The organism is Tritonibacter aquimaris (genome assembly GCF_009617595.1).
Taxonomy (GTDB): Bacteria; Pseudomonadota; Alphaproteobacteria; order Rhodobacterales; family Rhodobacteraceae; genus Epibacterium; species Epibacterium aquimaris.
The window spans coordinates 35107-51502 of record NZ_WIXK01000012.1 but is presented as its reverse complement, the minus strand read 5'-3'; the positions used below and the strand labels follow the sequence as shown (position 1 = coordinate 51502).

Sequence of the window (16396 nt, the reverse complement as noted above, 5' to 3'; positions counted from 1 at the left end):
ATTCTTCGGCCCCCGGGCCTGTGATACCTGCGATTCCAAGGGTTTTGAGGTATGATAGGGACTGGTCGATAACCTTTGGCAGGGGATACGCACGTGCCTCATCAACATTCTAACTCAGCTGCTGGTTCCAACGGTGATGCTGCGCAGCCAGACAATCACAGCGCGCTTTATGGGCTGGATCGCTGGGGTGAGGGCCTTTTGGGGGTGAACCCGCAGGGCGAAGTGACGCTGAGCGCGCCTGACAATGGCGCGCCAACCTCTTTGCCCAAGGTGATCAAAGCCCTGTCAGAGCGTGGCATCTCTGCGCCCGTTCTGCTCCGCGTACATCACTTTCTGGATGAGGCGCTGCATCACCTGCATACGGCATTTCAATCGGCGTTCAAATCCACCGGCTACCGCGGCACCTATCGTGGTGTGTTCCCGATCAAGGTGAACCAGCAGGCCGAGGTGATCAGCCATTTGATGCAAACCGGCGCGCCACTGCATTACGGGCTTGAAGCCGGGTCCAAGCCCGAGCTGCTGATTGCCCTGTCGCAGCCGCGTTCACCTGAATCGCTGCTGATCTGTAATGGCTCCAAGGACGAAAGCTTTGTGCGGCTGGCGACGCTTTCGCGCAAGCTGGGCCAGAAAACCGTTATTGTCATTGAAAGCCTGGATGAATTTGACGTCATCCATAAGGTTTCCACTGAGCTGGGCATCCGCCCCATGCTGGGTGTGCGCGTCAAGCTGACCGAACGTGTGACCGGCAAATGGCAGGAAAGCTCGGGGGATCGCTCCACCTTTGGGCTTGGTGCGCATGAGCTGGTGACCCTGATTGACCGTATGCGCGAGGCTGAATTTCTCGACTGTCTGGTGCTGCAACACAGCCATCTGGGCAGTCAGGTGCCCGATATCATTGACATCCGCCGCGCCGCCGCCGAAGCCTGCCGCTTCTTTGTCGAACTCACCAAAATGGGCGCACCGCTGACCCATCTCGATCTTGGTGGTGGTCTTGGCGTCGATTACACCGGCGAACGCTGCTCAGAGGAAAACTCCGTCAACTACACGGTTGAGGAATATTGCACCAATGTGGTGGAGACCATCCGCTATGCAATGGATGAAGCCGCGCTGCCGCATCCCACCATTGTCACCGAAAGCGGCCGCTTTGTGGTGGCGCATTCCTCGATCTTTGTCTTCAACGTGCTGGGGGCCACGCTTTATGACAGCGCGGAAAAGCCCGAAACCCATGAAGACGACAACCACCTGCTGCATGATCTTATGGCGGTCGAAAGCTATATCGACGGCTCCCGCTTTCAAGAGGCGCTGAACGACGCGATCTATTACCGCGATGAACTGCGGGCGCTGTTCCGCCGTGGCCAGATTGGCCTGGCAGAGCTGGCACGGGCCGAAAAAGGCTTTCTCTACCTGACCGCCAAGTTCAAATCGGCCGCCCGTGGCCGCGACATCAGCGGTGATGCGGCAGCGCAGCTTGGCTCCTTTGTGGATTACTATTACGGCAACTTCTCGCTGTTTCAGTCACTGCCGGATGTCTGGGCCATCGATCAGCTGCACCCGATTGTCCCGCTGCAACGCCTGAACGAAGAACCCACGCGCCAGGCGATTTTCAGCGACATCACCTGCGACAGTGATGGCAAGATCGACAAGTTCATTCTGGCCGATGGCACTGCTGATGCCCTGCCTGTTCACGATCTCAGCGATGAGGATCCCTATCATATCGGCGTCTTCTTTGTTGGCGCCTATCAGGAAACCCTAGGCGATCTGCACAATCTGTTTGGGGATGCCAATGTGGTGACGATCTCGCTGGATGGTCAGGGTGGCTTTAACATCGAGCATGAGACCGAGGCTGACAGTATTTCCGAGGTCATGTCTTATGTGGAATATGATCCGCGCGACTGCCTCGATGCCTTCCGCAAAAGCGTGGAACGGGCGCTGGCCGCGGGTCAGCTCAATACAAAAGAACGCCGTATGATGATTGCGGCTTACAAAGATGCGCTGGCGGGTCATACTTATTTTGACTAAGCCGCAATTGCGCGATTCTGCCCCTAAGATGAGGATGGGATAAATGGAAAAGGTTCTGGTTGTTGGCGCAGGTGGGGTTGGTTCCGTCGCGGTGACCAAAATGGCAATGCATGCGGAGATCTTCAAAGAGATCACCCTGGCAAGCCGTACAGTCTCCAAATGCGAAGACATTGCCAAAAACGTCAAGGAACGCACGGGCGTCACCATCCGCACGGCTCAGCTTGATGCGATGAACGTGGCCGACACGGTTGCGTTGATCAAGGAAACCGGCGCAGAGCTGCTGGTCAACCTCGCGCTGCCCTATCAGGATCTGGTGCTGATGGATGCGTGCCTGGAAGCAGGTATTCACTATCTCGACACCGCAAACTATGAGCCCGAAGATGAGGCCAAGTTTGAATACAGCTGGCAATGGGCCTATCAGGAACGCTTCAAGGCGGCAGGTCTGACCGCCATTCTGGGCTCTGGCTTTGATCCGGGTGTGACCTCGATCATGGCAACCTGGGTGCGCAAGCATAAACTCTCGGGCATCCGCCTGATCGATATTCTGGATTGCAACGGCGGCGACAATGGCAAAGCCTTTGCCACCAATTTCAACCCGGAAATCAACATCCGCGAAGTGACCGCACCGGCGCGCCACTGGGAAGCGGGTAACTGGGTCGAAAGCCCGGCGATGACGCAGAAATATGAATTCGACTTCCCCGAAGTGGGCAAGAAGAACATGTACCTGATGTATCACGAGGAGCTGGAGTCGCTGTCGACCCACTTCCCCGAGATTGAGCGCGCCCGCTTCTGGATGACCTTTGGTGATGCCTACATCAACCACGTCACTGTGCTGCAAAACATCGGCATGACCGGGATTGAACCAGTGATGCACGAGGGTGTTGAAATCATCCCGCTGCAATTCCTGAAAACCGTGCTGCCCGATCCCAGCGATCTGGGTGAGCTGACCAAAGGCAAAACCTGCATCGGCGACATCATCACCGGCCCGGCCAAAGATGGCGATGATGAAAAGACCTATTACATCTACAACATCTGCGATCACGAAGAGTGCTACGCCGAGGTTGGCAGCCAGGCGGTGGCCTATACCACCGGTGTGCCTGCCATGATCGGCGCGGCAATGGTGATGAAAGGGATCTGGCAGGAACCGGGTGTGTGGAACACCGAACAGCTGGACCCGGATGCATTTATGGACATGCTCAACAGCGACGGCCTGCCCTGGCAGGTTGTGGAACTCGACGGTCATCCTGAGTTCTGATCAGTTCAGCATCGTGACACAAATCGCCGGTCGCGCATGCGACTGGCACGCGCCTGCCCGCCCCACGGCGGGCGCGTTCCGCTCCCGCCCGGGCAGCCGCTCAGCGCTCGTGCATAAACTGGGGACTTGGATCTAAAACACCCATGGACATCAAAGCGCTCTCCACCAAAAGCTTCGCCACATTTGACCTCAACCGCGTGCCCTCGCCCTGTTTTGTGGTGGATGAGGTCGCGGTGGAGCGCAATCTCAGCATCCTGCACGACGTGGCTGACCGTTCCGGCGCCAATGTGCTGCTGGCGCTCAAGGCGTTTTCCATGTTTGCGCTGGCGCCCTTGGTGCAAAAATACCTCTCCGGCACCTGTGCCTCTGGGCTTTACGAGGCGCGATTGGGGCGGCAGAAATTCGGCGGCGAAGTCACCACCTATTCCGCTGGCTTCAAAGCATCTGACCTGCCTGAGATCATCCAGCTGTCGGATCACCTGATCTTTAACTCTCCAGCGCAACATCGCCGGTTTACGCCGCTGATCGAAACCGCCCGCCAAAACGGCGAACAGATCTCCATCGGCATTCGCATCAACCCCGAACACTCTGAGGGCTGGAACGAGAAATACGATCCCACCGCGCCCTGTTCGCGCCTTGGCACCTTGATTTCCCAGATGCAGCCCAGTGATTGGGACGGCGTCGAAGGTCTTCACATGCACACGCTGTGCGAACAGGGGTTTGAACCCTTGGCGCGCACATGGGCCGCGCTTGAACCCAAGATCAAAGACCTGCTGCCACGGCTGAAATGGATCAATCTGGGCGGTGGCCACCATATCACCCAGCCCGATTATGACCGCGATGGATTGATTGCACTGATCCGCCAGATCCGCGAAACCCACGATGTTGAGGTGTTTATCGAACCCGGTGAGGCCTGCGCGCTCCATTCCGGCATTCTGGTGGGTGAAATCCTTGATGTGGCCCAAAACCACATGCCGCTGGCAATTACCGATATTTCCGCCACCTGCCATATGCCCGACGTATTAGAAGCCCCCTATCGCCCTGATCTTCTGGGTGAAATCGACAGCGACGAGAAACACCGCCTGGGTGGGCCTTCGTGCCTGGCGGGGGATGTGATTGGCGATTATGCCTTTCCGACGCCACCCAAACCCGGTGATCGCTTCGCCTTCCTTGATCAGTCCCATTATTCCATGGTGAAAACCAACACGTTCAACGGCGTGCCCCTGCCCGCGATTGCGCTGTGGAACTCAGACACCGACGCGCTCAAACTGCTGCGTGAACCCAAATACAGTGATTTTCTGGACCGTTTGTCATGACCTATTTCCTGCAAGGGGAGCTCTCCCCACAAGAGCGCGACGCCTCCACCGCCCGCTTCCGGGTGATCCCGGTGCCATTGGAACGCACCGTGTCTTATGGTTCCGGCACCAAGGGCGGGCCTGCGGCAATCCTTGAAGCCAGCGTCGAACTTGAACGCCTGTGGGATGGTGCGGAACCCTGCGCGCAGGGCATTGTCACCCAGGCTGCGGTGGATTGCACAGGTTCACTGCCCGAAGTGATGGAGCGCATCGCCGCCCGCACCGCAGATGCGGTCAAAGCCGGGGCAATTCCTGTCACGCTGGGGGGCGAACATGCGCTCTCATATGGTGCGGTGCGCGGGGTTGTACGCGGGTTGAACCGCCCGGTTGGCATTGTGCAGATCGACGCCCATGCCGACCTGCGCAAAGCCTATCAGGGCGAACGCCATTCCCATGCATCCGTCATGCAGCTGTTGGCAGAAGAAGATAATATCCGCATCGCCCAGTTTGGCGTGCGCGCCATGAGCCAGGAAGAAGTAGACCGCCGCGCTGCCTGCAAGGTCTTTGCCGTGGATGCCCGCGAACTGGTGACCAAGGGGCTTTCGGCAATCGATCTGCCCGAAGATTTCCCGCGCGATATCTACGTGAGCTTTGATGTGGATGGGCTTGATCCCTCCATCCTGCCCGCAACTGGCACGCCGGTGCCCGGTGGCCTTGGCTATTATCAGGCGCTTGATCTGGTGGCCCACGCGCTGAAAGGTCGGCGGCTGGTGGGCTGTGATGTGGTGGAACTCGCCCCCGAAGGCGAAGACAGCCGTGTCTCTGATTTCACCACCGCGCAGATTACCTATGCGCTGATGGGTATGGCCGAACTGGCCTGATACAATATTATGGCTGCCCACGCGGGCAGCCATTTTGATGCGCGCTCAGGCGTCAACCGCTTCAAGCGGCTGCAGGCCTTCCACCAATGTATTCCACGCCGGGCGATGGCTGTTTTTTCCGCCAACTCCAAACAGCTGACAGATCAGCATGCCTTCTGCATCAAAGGCTTCGACCGAAATCGCAGGCCCATCCACCGAGGATTTATCCACCGCCCATACTTCTGCAATATGGTCCAATCGCAGATGCAGGTTGAAACGTGGATCCATCACATTCTGCCACGGCCCCATGGATTGCAGCGTCTCGATCGGGCCGGAATGGATCTGGATACAGCCCATATTGCCGGTAAACACCATGATTTCAATGCCTTGCGCCTGCGCGCCCTGCAATGCCTGATCCAGCGCATCCACCACAAGGCGGCGCGCGAATGGCGCACCCGCCATGTGATAGGCCCCAAGACGGTTGATCTTTAGGTCCGATGTGATGCGCATGAACTGGTGGGTATCTGTCATGCGCGACCATGCGCTTCGCAGCTCGTCCACCTTGTTGAGATCCACCTTGGGCCCCTGCGTTGGTTTGCGCGCGCCAACCTCCAACACATCGCTGGGATTTGGCAGCGCCAAGCGGGCCTTGGCCGCATCCCAGGCCGGGATGAACGCCTCATCGCGCAAAAAGATTTTATGCACCGCATCCCCGGCCGCATCAAACACCTGGATCGAGCGGCGCAGGCTGTCGCCCATCTCGCGCTCGACAAAAAACGCATGTTTCCAATGTGATGGGAAAAACCGCAGATCAATATCGCCGTTAAAGATCATCCCCGCATGGGGGCCGCGGCGATAGTTGCCATATTGACCAACCTTTTCATGCACGCAGGATTGGTTACGCGTCAGCGCCATCACCTCCCCCAGCTGCATCGCCGCTTCCATCAGCTGATCAAGATCAGCGACAACCGGCGTCACCCCATGGCCCACATAAGCGGCGACCAGCTCCGCCTCGCTGATGCCGTGAACCTGGGCAAAATCCCGGTCTCTCTGCTTAGGCTTCTCCAAACGGAGAGCGCGAATGTGTTCAGGTGTAAGACCCCTGTCTTTTGACATGACGTGCCTCTTGGTATTTTGGGATTGTGGTGCGACCTCCAGCCGAGCACACTTGGACATGGGTTTGGAGGGCGGTATATTTTGTTGACAATAATAGTCAGAATACTTACCCCCTGCAAGCCAGATTAGCTGCAATCAGGCCTTTCACATGGATGTATTCTTTACCGCACTGAGCGATTTTTTCAGAATGGGTGGAATTTCTATTCTATGCCTCACAGGCTTTGCTGCGGCGGCACTGGCGATTGTGCTCACCAAACTGCGCCATTTCAAACACGCAGGCGTTGGCCAGCACCAAAAGCTGCAACTGGCTGCGGCGGCCTTTGATCAGGGCAACCCAAGCGGCTGTCAAAAACTGCTTAAAGGAACCGGCAGCTATCTCGCCCCCATCGTCGTCCAGGCGCTCGAACAATTGCACCACCCTGGCCCTATGCTGCGGCGGCGGCTCGAAGATGAGGCAGAAGTGCGGTTCATGCATCTGGAAAGCGGCATTGGCGCCCTGGATCGCCTGGCAAAACTGTCACCCGCGCTGGGTCTTTTGGGCACGCTTTGGGGCCTGATCACAAGCCTGCGCGCCCAAAGCGTGGGCCTCAATCTACAGCTTCTTGTTGGTGATCTCTGGGCGGCGCTCTTGCCGCTTGCGCTGGGTCTTATGATCGCACTGCCCACGGCGTTGATCGTGACCTGGCTGCGATCACAGATAAAAACCGAACGGGTGTTGGCCGCAACTCTGTGGTCAGCTTTGACCACACCCTACCATGCGTCCCCCCAGAAGCGGCAAAATTCCTAAACGGCAATCTGGCTTGGAATTTCAAATCCAGAAAATGGTTAAGTATTCTTGACAATTATTATCAGATTACTTATTTAGCCGCCCCAAGACAATAGCACGCTCTTCGCTAGCAAATTCTCGCCGTCGCAGCAGACGGTCGCACACCACAATTTCTAGGGAAGAAGATGCACAAAGCCACTTTGGCTGCGTTGCTGGCAAGCGTGTCTGCGCTGCCGGTTATGGCGCAGGAAAATCTCTCCGCCGCAGACGGCGAATTTATCGGAACCGTGACCCTGGGTGAAAGCCGCCGTGGGGTCCAGACCGATGTTGCTGCCTCCGAAACCATTATCACACAAGATGAAATCGAAGACCGCCAGCCCGGCACCGTGGCTGAGCTGCTCGACACCATCCCCAACGTAAACCTGTTGAACGGCAGCACCCCGCAGGGAGCAGGTATTTCAATCCGTGGTCTGGGCAACCAGGCCGGAACATATGGCACCGATGGCAAGATCGCCGTTGTTGTGGATGGCGTCGCCAGCGGTGCCGAAGAAATCTATCGCAACGGTGGCTCATTGGCGCTCGAGCCCGAGCTCTATCGCAAGATCCGCGTCACCCGTGGCCCATCAAACGGGTTCCGCTATTCCAGCGGTGCCATTGGCGGCAGCATTGAGCTGGAGACCAAAAACGCCAGCGATTTCCTCGAAGAGGGCGACACCTTCGCATTCCGCGGCAAGGCCGGTTATGAAAGCAACGGTGACGGCAACCTTTTCACCGGCATCCTGGCATTCCGTCCGGTTGAAAACTTTGAACTGTTGGGCTTTTTGGGTCGCCGCGACATTGATGCGCGCGAAGATGGCGGCAACAACACGCTGAACAACACTGACTTTTCGCAGCGTTCACATCTGATCAAAGGCAGCTATCGCTTTAGCGATGATCTCAAACTGACCTTTGCGCACAGCCATAACGAAGTGCCGCAGTTTGACACCGACTACAATGCGTTCAGCGGCGTTCCATCTGGTTTTGGTACGGTTGATCGCTACACCGAAGACCAGACCTCCTATGTTGAACTGGCCTATGATCCGGTTGACAATGATCTCGTCAATCTGACCTTCCGCCTGCAGCGCAAAAACGAAGAGATTGAACTGACCCCGCGCGACAATCCCTTTGGCCCGCTTGGCTTTACCCTGCTCGAAGCCAACCACCTCACCGAAACCCGCTCCCTGCGGATCGACAACCTGGCGCGTTTCTCGCTGGGCAGCACCAACCACAATCTGACCACCGGTGTTGAATATTCCAAACGCGATCGCACCTCGGCAACCGATGGCGGTCTGAACGACTCTTCTTCGCTGGGTGGCACCGATAAATCCATCGCAGTCTATATCGTTGATGAAATTGAGGTGAACAACAGCCTGACCGTGACACCACAGCTGCGCTATGAAACCCAGACGCTCGAAGGGAAAAACAACCCGGTCGCAAGCGCGTTTGGCGCCCCCTATGTTGATGCAAACGATGTTGAATTCGACAAGAGCGCCCTGACCGGCGCGCTGAGCGTGAAATATGATTTCACTGACAGCTGGGCGGCATTCGGCACCTGGGCCTATAATGAAAACCTGCCACCGCTTGATGATCTGGGCACCTCTTTCATCACCCAGTCCGAGCGTGCAGAGACCGTCGAAGTGGGCGTTTCATATGATGGTCTGGATGTCTTTACCTCGAACGATACGCTGAAAGGTAAACTGACCTATTTCCAAACCGATATTCGCAATGGCACCACCTACAGTGGCATTGACAGCATTGATCTGGATGGTCTGGAGCTGGAACTGTCTTACGCGCACCCTGATTTCTACGTTGATTTCAATGCGGGCCGCACCCGTGGCGAGATCACAGAAATCACCACGGGCAGCTCATTTGCCAAAGGTGACTTCTTTGATCACACGCCCGCCGATGCGGTTCAGCTGACCCTGGGTAAACGCTTCTTCGACAATCAGCTGGATGCCAATATCGAAGTCAGCCATGCGTTCTCCCACGACCGCACCAATCAGACATCTGGCGCACGGGGCCCAAGCGAGTCTTACACGTTGGTGGATCTCAGCATGAGCTACAAACCCAACCAGGGCGTGCTGAAAGGCACCGAATGGCGCGCCTCCGTCGAAAACGCAACGGATCGCGAATTCCGCCGCTTTGGCAGTAGCCGCAACGGTACAGGCCGGAACTTCGTCTTCTCGATCGCAAAAACCTTCTAAGCGCGATCCAATACACCCGATTGGGGCCGCCTGTAATATGGCCCCAATTCCAACTCGAAACACACGTTGCTTCTGCGGGTCTAGGTGCACGCCATCATGACGTCGCCCCAAGCCGCAGCCGCAGCACCACGACATCCCAGGCTGGAACCCCCAAAAGGACGTGCCATGACCCGACTGTTTTCTGTTGCATCCTTCCTGTTTGGCATCGCTGCATCCTCTGCGCTTTGGGCGCAAAGCCACCCCGAGGCCAAAGCCATTGTCAGCGTCGGCGGCCCAGTCACCGAGATCATCTATGCCCTTGGCGAACAAAGCCGCCTGGTGGCGCGTGACACCACATCCGTGTTCCCGGCTGAGGCCAGCAAACTGCCCGATGTGGGCTACATGCGTCGCCTCTCTGCCGAAGGGGTGCTGTCGGTTGGCCCCGATCTGATCATTGCCCGCGACACCTCTGGCCCGCCAGAAGCGCTTGATCAGCTCAAAGCCGCCTCGGTTCCGGTTGTGTTCACCCATGATGGGTTTTCGCCAGATTCTGTGATCCAGTCGATTGAAACCGTGGGTGCTGCCCTGGGCGTCGACGACAAGGCCCATGCGCTGGCCGAACAGGTCCAAAACGATCTGCAATCGCTGCAAACACATGTGGATGCGATCGATGAAAAACAGCGGGTGCTGTTTATTCTATCGCTCGACGGTGGCCGCATCAATGCAGCCGGCCGCGACACTGGTGCTCATGGCATCATTGAACTCGCAGGTGGTGAAAACGTGATGGGTGGCGCCTACAGTGGCTACAAACTGGTGGATGCCGAAGCCATCATCAACGCCGCCCCCGATCTGATCATCATGATGGATGGCCGGGGCAACCACGCCAGCCGCAAAGACGAAGTGCTGGCGCTGCCCGCCATCAAACTGACCCCCGCAGGACGCAACAAACGATTTGAAACCGTGCCCGGCGCGGCGCTTGGCTTTGGCCCACGCACCGCTGAATTTGGCCTGGCGCTGTTTGAACAGATCTATGGCTCCAAAGGTTGATCGGACAGATCCATGACCAGCGCAGCAGACATTTCTAACACCACTCGCCAGACACCACGCAGCGGCGATCGCGCACCGCTGGTGCGGCGGGTACGCTTTGTTTTGATCTTGCTGCTGTGCCTGACCGCGCTGATGTCGCTCGGTTGGGGTGCGGCCAGTGACAGTGATGTCATTGGCGCGTTGCTATCCCGCGTTGGTCTCGCTGAGGCGTCACTGCGCGACCAGATTATTGTCTGGGACATTCGCATGCCGCGCATGTTTACCGGGGTGGTTGTTGGGGCCGCGCTTGCGGTTTCTGGCGCGGTGATGCAGGGGCTGTTTCGCAACCCACTGGCAGATCCCGGCCTGATCGGCGTCAGCGCCGGTGCCGGATTTGGCGCGGTTGCAGCCATTGTGCTGGGTGGCCTGCTGCCGCTGGCCGTGCAGGAATTGGTTGGGTTTTATCTGGTGCCACTCGCAGCGTTTTTTGGCGGCTGGATCACCACCATCGCGCTTTATAAGGTGGCAACCCGCAATGGACGCACCTCGGTTGCAACCATGCTGCTGGCTGGTATCGCCCTTGGCGCACTCACCAGTGCGCTCACCGGTATTATTGTCTATTACGCCACCGATGATCAGCTGCGCGATCTGACGTTTTGGGGCATGGGATCGCTTGCCGGCGCCACCTGGCCCAAGTTTTTCACCGCAGGGCCGCTGATTATCCTGACGCTTGTGGTGGCACCGTTTCTGGCCCGCTCGCTAAATGCGCTGGCTTTGGGCGAGAATGCCGCCAGCCATCTGGGCATCAATGTGCAACGGATGAAACGCATCGCCATTGTGACCGTCGCAGGCAGCGTTGGCGCGTCCGTTGCTGTGACCGGCGGCATTGGTTTCATCGGCATTGTGGTGCCGCATCTGCTGCGTCTGGTGCAGGGGCCCGATCACCGCGGGCTCTTGGTCAATTCCGCCCTGCTTGGCGCGGTTATCTTGCTGGTGGCGGATGCGATTTCGCGCACGGTGATTGCCCCCGCCGAACTGCCGATTGGCATTATCACCGCTGTGATGGGCGGGCCGTTCTTCCTGTGGATCCTGTTGCGCAACCGTTCTCTGGTGGACCTCTGACATGAGCCTGATTGCCCAAGATATCATCGTCTCTATTGGTCGCAGCCAGATCCTGCATGGGGTGGATTTCACCGCACAACCCGGCGAAGTGACCGCCATTGTGGGCCCCAACGGCTGTGGCAAAACCACGCTTTTGCGCGCCATGACTGGCGAAATCACCTATGGTGGCAGTGTCGCATTGAACGGTCAGGACATCACCACCGAAACGCCGGTGCAGCTGGCGCAACACCGCGCCGTTCTACCTCAGGCCACTGCTTTGGCGTTTCCGTTCAACGTGCTCGAAGTGGTCAGCCTTGGCCTCACCGCAGGTCTTGCCACCAATGCGCCGGATCAAACCGCGGATCTGCCCCATCAGGCGCTGGCACGGGTTGGTCTTGCTGGCTTTGAAGCGCGGTTTTATCAGGAACTCTCAGGCGGGGAAAAACAACGCGTGCAGCTGGCGCGGGTTCTGGCGCAGGTCTGGCAGCCGGTGCTGAACGGGCAACCGCGCTGGCTGTTTCTCGATGAACCGGTTTCAGCGCTTGATATTGGCCATCAGCTCCAGGTCATGCAGATCGCCCGCGATTTTGCCGCCGCCGGCGGGGGTGTCATTGCGGTGATGCATGATCTCAACCTCACCGCCATGTTTGCCCAGAAAATCACCCTGATGCGCGCAGGCAAGGTGCGAGCGGCTGGCACCCCTGCGCATGTGCTGACCAATGCCGCGCTCAGCGACGCCTATGAATGTCGCATCACGATCAACCAACCCGCCCCCGAGGGCATTCCCTGGATCCTGCCGCAAGCAGCAGCCGCCCATTAAATTCACACCATACCCCACGCAAGCCATGGCACCCGCCCGGCCAGCCGACGCTCAAGTAGGACACAGACGATGTGGAAATCCCTTCCCGCAGGCATGGCAATGCTGTGCTGCATGACCACCAGCCTGATGGCAGAAACCGCGCCCACCACGCTGGAACTCAACGCGGTGTCACAGGCTGGCAGCGCCTGCCGCATGGTCTTTACCGGCCATGCCACGGCCTCGATAGATCAGCTGGTGGTCGAAACCGTGCTGTTTGACACCACAGGCGCTGTTCAGTTGCTGACCCTGTTTGATTTTCGCGACCTGCCCGCAGGCAAATTGCGGGTGCGCCAGTTCGACATCCCCGAAACCAACTGCAGCTCCATCGGTCGGGTGCTGTTCAACGGCGTTGACAGCTGCGCCGGTGCGGGCTGCGACAGCGGCCTCACAGGGCTCTCCCGCGTGAATGAGATCGAGGTTCTGGGATGATTGCACAGCTGTTTGACCACCTGCGCGGCCTTGTGGATCTTGGCGGGCCGGTGGTGATGATCCTGATCTGCATGTCGATTGTCGCGCTGACCATCGTGTTGTGGAAAATTGTTGTGTTTCAGACCGAAGGCATCGGCAGCGGCACCCGGCGCGGCTTTGTCCATGCCGCGTTGCGCGATATACGGCCCGGCAGCCACGCCCCGGCTGAGCTGCGCGAACGGCTCTATGCCCGCCTTGATGCGGGCTTTGGCCGCGTGGGCTGCGGGTTGCGCATGCTGGATGTCACCGCACAGATTGCCCCGCTTTTGGGTCTGTTTGGCACCGTTTTGGGCATGATCGACGCCTTCCGCACCCTGCAAGAAGCAGGCAGCTCTGCTGATCCTTCGCTGCTGGCGGGCGGCATCTGGGTGGCGCTGATGACCACCGCTGCCGGGCTGGTGGTGGCAATGCCCGCATCGCTCTTGCTCAACTGGTTTGAGGGCCGTCTCGAGGCCCACCGCCGTATGGCCGTTGATGCGGTCGAAGAGCTTCTGACCCCCAACGCGTTTGAACAACGCGGCCGCGCGGTGCCCAATGCGCAGCCCGCGTAAACGCCGCGCCACCCTGTCGATGACATCTTTGATTGATGTCATCTTCCTGCTGCTGCTGTTTTTCATGCTGTCGTCGACCTTTTCGCGCTTTGGCGAGGTCAAACTTTCATTGGGCGGCGCGGGCACACAAACGGCGGCGCCTGACAGCAAGGCCCAGATCATCCTGCTGCGCCTCACCGCAGATGGCATTAGTCTCAACGGCACCCCGATCAAAACCGCCAACGCACGCGACGCCATTGCCGAACAACGTGGCGAGGCCGACGCCCATCTGGTGATCAGCGTGCTGAAAGAGGCCAGCTCGGAAACACTGGTGCAACTGCTGCATCAGGCCCGCGCCCTCCCCGACCTAAAAGTGACGGTGGTGCAATGAGTGTTCTGCGCCGCAAACAGGCGGGTCTAATGCCGGGCCAAAAGGGTGAACCCACCCTGCCGCTGATCAATATCGTGTTTTTGATGCTGATCTTCTTTCTGGTGGCGGCGCAGCTGTCGCGCCCGCTGGAAACTGAGCTGAGGCTTGTTGAAACCGATGACCCCAAACTGGTGCCACCGCCGGATGCGTTGATCCTGATGGAAGACGCCACACTGATGTTTCGCGGCGTAAAATCCACCCCCAAAGATGTGGTTTCAACCCTGCGCGCAGAACAGGCCAATCACACGGCACAGGATGCGCCGCTCAACCTGCGCCTGCTGCCAGATCGCCGCAGCGCTGCACTTGATTTGATGACCACCGCCCGCGCTTTGCGCAGCGCCGGTGCAGACGCCATTTTCATTGTCACCGAACAGGCCCTGAAATGAGATATAAAACCTGGATCATCCCCACAGCCTTTGTTGTGTCGTCCATGGCCCATGCCGGTCTTGGCGCAATTAATTGGAGCGCAGAGCCCACCGGGCTTGATGGTGGCGCAGTTGCAGGCGACGCCGCGCTTGGCACCAGTTTTGCCGATCTGATCAACGGCGTAATGACGGCGACCCCCGATCAGATCCTCCCACCGGCCGCATCCGACGCGCTGCCCCCTCTAGAACCCATCGCCCCACAGCAGGCCGCCGGCGCTGCAACGTCAGATTACAGCCTATCAACCGTTGATGCGGCAGATGAAATCCTGTCCAGCCACAAGGCGCAGGCGTTGACCGCAACAGCCCTGAACGCCGCCGTAACCCGCCCGGTTCTGCTCAGCAGCACACCAACGGTTCAAACGCTAGAGGCTGCAAAAACCCAAACCATCATCCAGGCCAAGCTTGAACCCGCCCCCCAAGCAAAGCCCAAAACCACCACCACCGCGCGCAAGAAACCAAAAGCCCAGCCCAAACCGGCCCATGGCAACACCAAGGTCAATGCGCGCAAAGGCAACAAAATCACCGGCCAAGAAGACAAACACGGCGCAGGCAGCGGTGCCAAAAAAACCGCCGCCGCCAAAGTCGGCAATGGCGCGTTGTCATCTTATAAAACCAAGGTGCTGCGCAAAGTAGCCCGTGCGCGCCACCGCAGCGCCGGCGATCGCGGAACAGCCTATATCAGCGTCAGCATTTCCCCTTCCGGCGCGGTCGGCGGCGTCAGCATTGCCCGCAGCTCCGGAAAATCCCGTGTTGATCGCGCTGCCCTGCAAATGGTCAAAGGCGCAGGCCCCTTTGGCGCAACCCCCAACGGGCGCGCGCTCAGCTATGTGATCAAGGTTAAGGTAAGGGGCTGATTTCACCGGCAAGCGCTGCAGTCATATAGGCGCGCAGTGCCACCGCATCGGTTTCAAACCGCGACAGCGCCATCATTAGTTTGGCGTAACCCGCCTCCAGCGTCAGATCCCGGCCGTCAATCACATCCGCCTGCACCAGCGGCAGCGCCGCGCTATAGGTGCCCATGACAATGCCACCTTCCAGACATTGGCTGATCACAAGCGTTGGCATATTGCGCGCTTTCAACCCCTGCAACGCCGCCACAAATTCAGCGTCCCCCGGCACATTACCAGTGCCAAGACAGCGCAGGATCACCGCGTCCGCATTCAGATCCACCAGCAACTGCGGATCAAAACCGGGGGTCATCGTCATAACGGCAATACGTTTGGCCGCGTAGCTGTGGCACTGAAACCGATCTGCCGCCGCGCGCGGAGCCACATCCTGACGATCCGCACCAAATGCATCCCAGGCGGTAGAATGGCGTTTTTGCACCCGCGTGCCCGGCAACAGCTGGCCCGCAAACTGCAACCAGACACCCGGCGTCGCGCTCTGGGCTGCGGCCATTGCTGCTACCAGATTGCCCCGGCCATCATTCACTTCCACGCTCAACGGCACCATCGAGCCGGTCAAAACCACCGGTTTCTCCAGCCCCTCCAGCGCAAAAGCCAGCGCCGCCGCACTAAAGGCCATGGAATCGGTGCCGTGGATCACCACAAACCCATCAAAACTGTCATGTCGGCTGGCAATCTCACCGGCGATCCAGTTCCAATCCGCCACCCGCGCCTGTGAACTGTCAATCAACGGATCCGCCAGCACCATCTCATAGCCCGGCTGCACATTGCCCGACTGCGCAAGCTCGGCCAATGCGGTTTCCACCAGCCCATCACACAGGGCAAACCCGGTTGGTGTTGCTGCGCATCCAATGGTGCCGCCCGTGTGAATCACACAAATCGTCATGGGGTTTTCTCCTGTGCAAACGCCTCTACATCCATTGCCTGCGCCGCATCCCCCCGTCAAGACATTCGCCTTATCCCCCCGTAATAGCTAAATTTTATGATGCAATCACGCTGATAGATTACGTGCTTTTTCTCCCGCAAAATCCTGTTATAAAGGGAAAAATTCTCAACGCCCGTTGAAATTGGCCCTCGGATCTCACCGCGTCCCTAGCGATTATCAGACTTATATGTTGC

General features: G+C 58.5%; 16 protein-coding genes. 14 read left to right on the top strand and 2 right to left on the bottom strand.

The genetic code is table 11. The annotated features are described in order from the left end of the window. Window positions 1-93 precede the first annotated feature (93 nt). The 4 genes from speA to speB all read left to right on the top strand — a co-directional run bounded on the left by speA (window position 94) and on the right by speB (window position 5450). Complete coding sequence (gene speA, locus GG681_RS16350) at window positions 94-2019, top strand: biosynthetic arginine decarboxylase (RefSeq protein WP_328593424.1); 1926 nt, start codon at window positions 94-96, stop codon at window positions 2017-2019. Window positions 2020-2062: 43 nt separating this feature from the next. Continuing rightward, window positions 2063-3274 (top strand): saccharopine dehydrogenase family protein, encoded by a 1212-nt coding sequence (locus GG681_RS16345; protein WP_153549114.1) that lies wholly within the window; start codon window positions 2063-2065, stop codon window positions 3272-3274. A gap of 143 nt (window positions 3275-3417) precedes the next feature. After that, on the top strand, window positions 3418-4590 hold the full coding sequence (locus GG681_RS16340) for a carboxynorspermidine decarboxylase (protein WP_153549113.1): 1173 nt from the start codon (window positions 3418-3420) through the stop codon (window positions 4588-4590). Then, window positions 4587-5450 (top strand): agmatinase, encoded by an 864-nt coding sequence (gene speB / locus GG681_RS16335; RefSeq protein ID WP_153549112.1) that lies wholly within the window; start codon window positions 4587-4589, stop codon window positions 5448-5450. The genes GG681_RS16340 and speB overlap by 4 nt, the downstream gene beginning before the upstream one ends. Before the next feature lie 45 nt (window positions 5451-5495). Here the strand turns inward: speB and GG681_RS16330 are convergent, their stop codons facing one another. Next, the gene (locus GG681_RS16330) at window positions 5496-6545 is read right to left on the bottom strand and encodes a hemin-degrading factor (RefSeq protein WP_153549111.1); all 1050 of its coding nucleotides are present in this window, start codon (window positions 6543-6545) and stop codon (window positions 5496-5498) included. A gap of 148 nt (window positions 6546-6693) precedes the next feature. On the opposite strand from GG681_RS16330, the gene GG681_RS16325 reads away from it, so the two are divergent. From GG681_RS16325 to GG681_RS16280, 10 genes are all read left to right on the top strand, one after another. After that, on the top strand, window positions 6694-7332 hold the full coding sequence (locus tag GG681_RS16325; protein ID WP_153549110.1) for a MotA/TolQ/ExbB proton channel family protein: 639 nt from the start codon (window positions 6694-6696) through the stop codon (window positions 7330-7332). A gap of 164 nt (window positions 7333-7496) precedes the next feature. Beyond that, window positions 7497-9554: a TonB-dependent receptor domain-containing protein gene (locus GG681_RS16320; RefSeq protein WP_153549109.1), complete on the top strand. Its 2058-nt coding sequence runs from the start codon at window positions 7497-7499 to the stop codon at window positions 9552-9554. A 165-nt stretch (window positions 9555-9719) separates the two neighbouring features. Continuing rightward, on the top strand, window positions 9720-10580 hold the full coding sequence (locus GG681_RS16315; RefSeq protein WP_153549108.1) for a heme/hemin ABC transporter substrate-binding protein: 861 nt from the start codon (window positions 9720-9722) through the stop codon (window positions 10578-10580). Window positions 10581-10592: 12 nt separating this feature from the next. Beyond that, on the top strand, window positions 10593-11681 hold the full coding sequence (locus GG681_RS16310) for a FecCD family ABC transporter permease (protein WP_153549107.1): 1089 nt from the start codon (window positions 10593-10595) through the stop codon (window positions 11679-11681). A 1-nt stretch (window position 11682) separates the two neighbouring features. Then, window positions 11683-12480 carry a heme ABC transporter ATP-binding protein gene (locus tag GG681_RS16305; protein ID WP_153549106.1) on the top strand — a complete coding sequence of 266 codons (798 nt, stop codon included), beginning with the start codon at window positions 11683-11685 and terminating at the stop codon, window positions 12478-12480. A 69-nt stretch (window positions 12481-12549) separates the two neighbouring features. Continuing rightward, window positions 12550-12948: a hypothetical protein gene (locus GG681_RS16300; protein WP_153549105.1), complete on the top strand. Its 399-nt coding sequence runs from the start codon at window positions 12550-12552 to the stop codon at window positions 12946-12948. Next, window positions 12945-13538, top strand: a complete 594-nt coding sequence (locus GG681_RS16295; RefSeq protein WP_153549104.1) for a MotA/TolQ/ExbB proton channel family protein — start codon at window positions 12945-12947, stop codon at window positions 13536-13538. The genes GG681_RS16300 and GG681_RS16295 overlap by 4 nt, the downstream gene beginning before the upstream one ends. Beyond that, the gene (locus GG681_RS16290) at window positions 13522-13908 is read left to right on the top strand and encodes an ExbD/TolR family protein (RefSeq protein ID WP_153549103.1); all 387 of its coding nucleotides are present in this window, start codon (window positions 13522-13524) and stop codon (window positions 13906-13908) included. The genes GG681_RS16295 and GG681_RS16290 overlap by 17 nt, the downstream gene beginning before the upstream one ends. Continuing rightward, entirely contained in the window at window positions 13905-14333 is a 429-nt protein-coding gene (locus GG681_RS16285) for an ExbD/TolR family protein (RefSeq protein WP_235900035.1), read from the top strand. Before GG681_RS16290 ends, GG681_RS16285 begins: the two co-directional genes overlap by 4 nt. Continuing rightward, a complete protein-coding gene (locus GG681_RS16280) occupies window positions 14330-15226 on the top strand; it encodes an energy transducer TonB family protein (protein ID WP_153549102.1) in 897 nt (298 codons plus the stop codon). Before GG681_RS16285 ends, GG681_RS16280 begins: the two co-directional genes overlap by 4 nt. Here GG681_RS16280 and GG681_RS16275 read toward each other — a convergent pair. Then, window positions 15210-16163 carry an asparaginase domain-containing protein gene (locus tag GG681_RS16275; RefSeq protein ID WP_153549101.1) on the bottom strand — a complete coding sequence of 318 codons (954 nt, stop codon included), beginning with the start codon at window positions 16161-16163 and terminating at the stop codon, window positions 15210-15212. The two genes, GG681_RS16280 and GG681_RS16275, sit on opposite strands and share 17 nt — an antisense overlap. Window positions 16164-16396: the final 233 nt, after the last annotated feature.

Bases quoted from the DNA above. Each gene is read 5' to 3' on its own strand.
- GG681_RS16345 (WP_153549114.1), top strand. From the start codon at position 2,063: ATGGAAAAGGTTCTGGTTGTTGGCGCAGGTGGGGTTGGTTCCGTCGCG.
- GG681_RS16340 (WP_153549113.1), top strand. From the start codon at position 3,418: ATGGACATCAAAGCGCTCTCCACCAAAAGCTTCGCCACATTTGACCTC.
- speB (WP_153549112.1), top strand. From the start codon at position 4,587: ATGACCTATTTCCTGCAAGGGGAGCTCTCCCCACAAGAGCGCGACGCC.
- GG681_RS16330 (WP_153549111.1), bottom strand. From the start codon at position 6,545: ATGTCAAAAGACAGGGGTCTTACACCTGAACACATTCGCGCTCTCCGT.
- GG681_RS16325 (WP_153549110.1), top strand. From the start codon at position 6,694: ATGGATGTATTCTTTACCGCACTGAGCGATTTTTTCAGAATGGGTGGA.
- GG681_RS16320 (WP_153549109.1), top strand. From the start codon at position 7,497: ATGCACAAAGCCACTTTGGCTGCGTTGCTGGCAAGCGTGTCTGCGCTG.
- GG681_RS16315 (WP_153549108.1), top strand. From the start codon at position 9,720: ATGACCCGACTGTTTTCTGTTGCATCCTTCCTGTTTGGCATCGCTGCA.
- GG681_RS16310 (WP_153549107.1), top strand. From the start codon at position 10,593: ATGACCAGCGCAGCAGACATTTCTAACACCACTCGCCAGACACCACGC.
- GG681_RS16305 (WP_153549106.1), top strand. From the start codon at position 11,683: ATGAGCCTGATTGCCCAAGATATCATCGTCTCTATTGGTCGCAGCCAG.
- GG681_RS16300 (WP_153549105.1), top strand. From the start codon at position 12,550: ATGTGGAAATCCCTTCCCGCAGGCATGGCAATGCTGTGCTGCATGACC.
- GG681_RS16295 (WP_153549104.1), top strand. From the start codon at position 12,945: ATGATTGCACAGCTGTTTGACCACCTGCGCGGCCTTGTGGATCTTGGC.
- GG681_RS16290 (WP_153549103.1), top strand. From the start codon at position 13,522: ATGCGCAGCCCGCGTAAACGCCGCGCCACCCTGTCGATGACATCTTTG.
- GG681_RS16285 (WP_235900035.1), top strand. From the start codon at position 13,905: ATGAGTGTTCTGCGCCGCAAACAGGCGGGTCTAATGCCGGGCCAAAAG.
- GG681_RS16280 (WP_153549102.1), top strand. From the start codon at position 14,330: ATGAGATATAAAACCTGGATCATCCCCACAGCCTTTGTTGTGTCGTCC.
- GG681_RS16275 (WP_153549101.1), bottom strand. From the start codon at position 16,163: ATGACGATTTGTGTGATTCACACGGGCGGCACCATTGGATGCGCAGCA.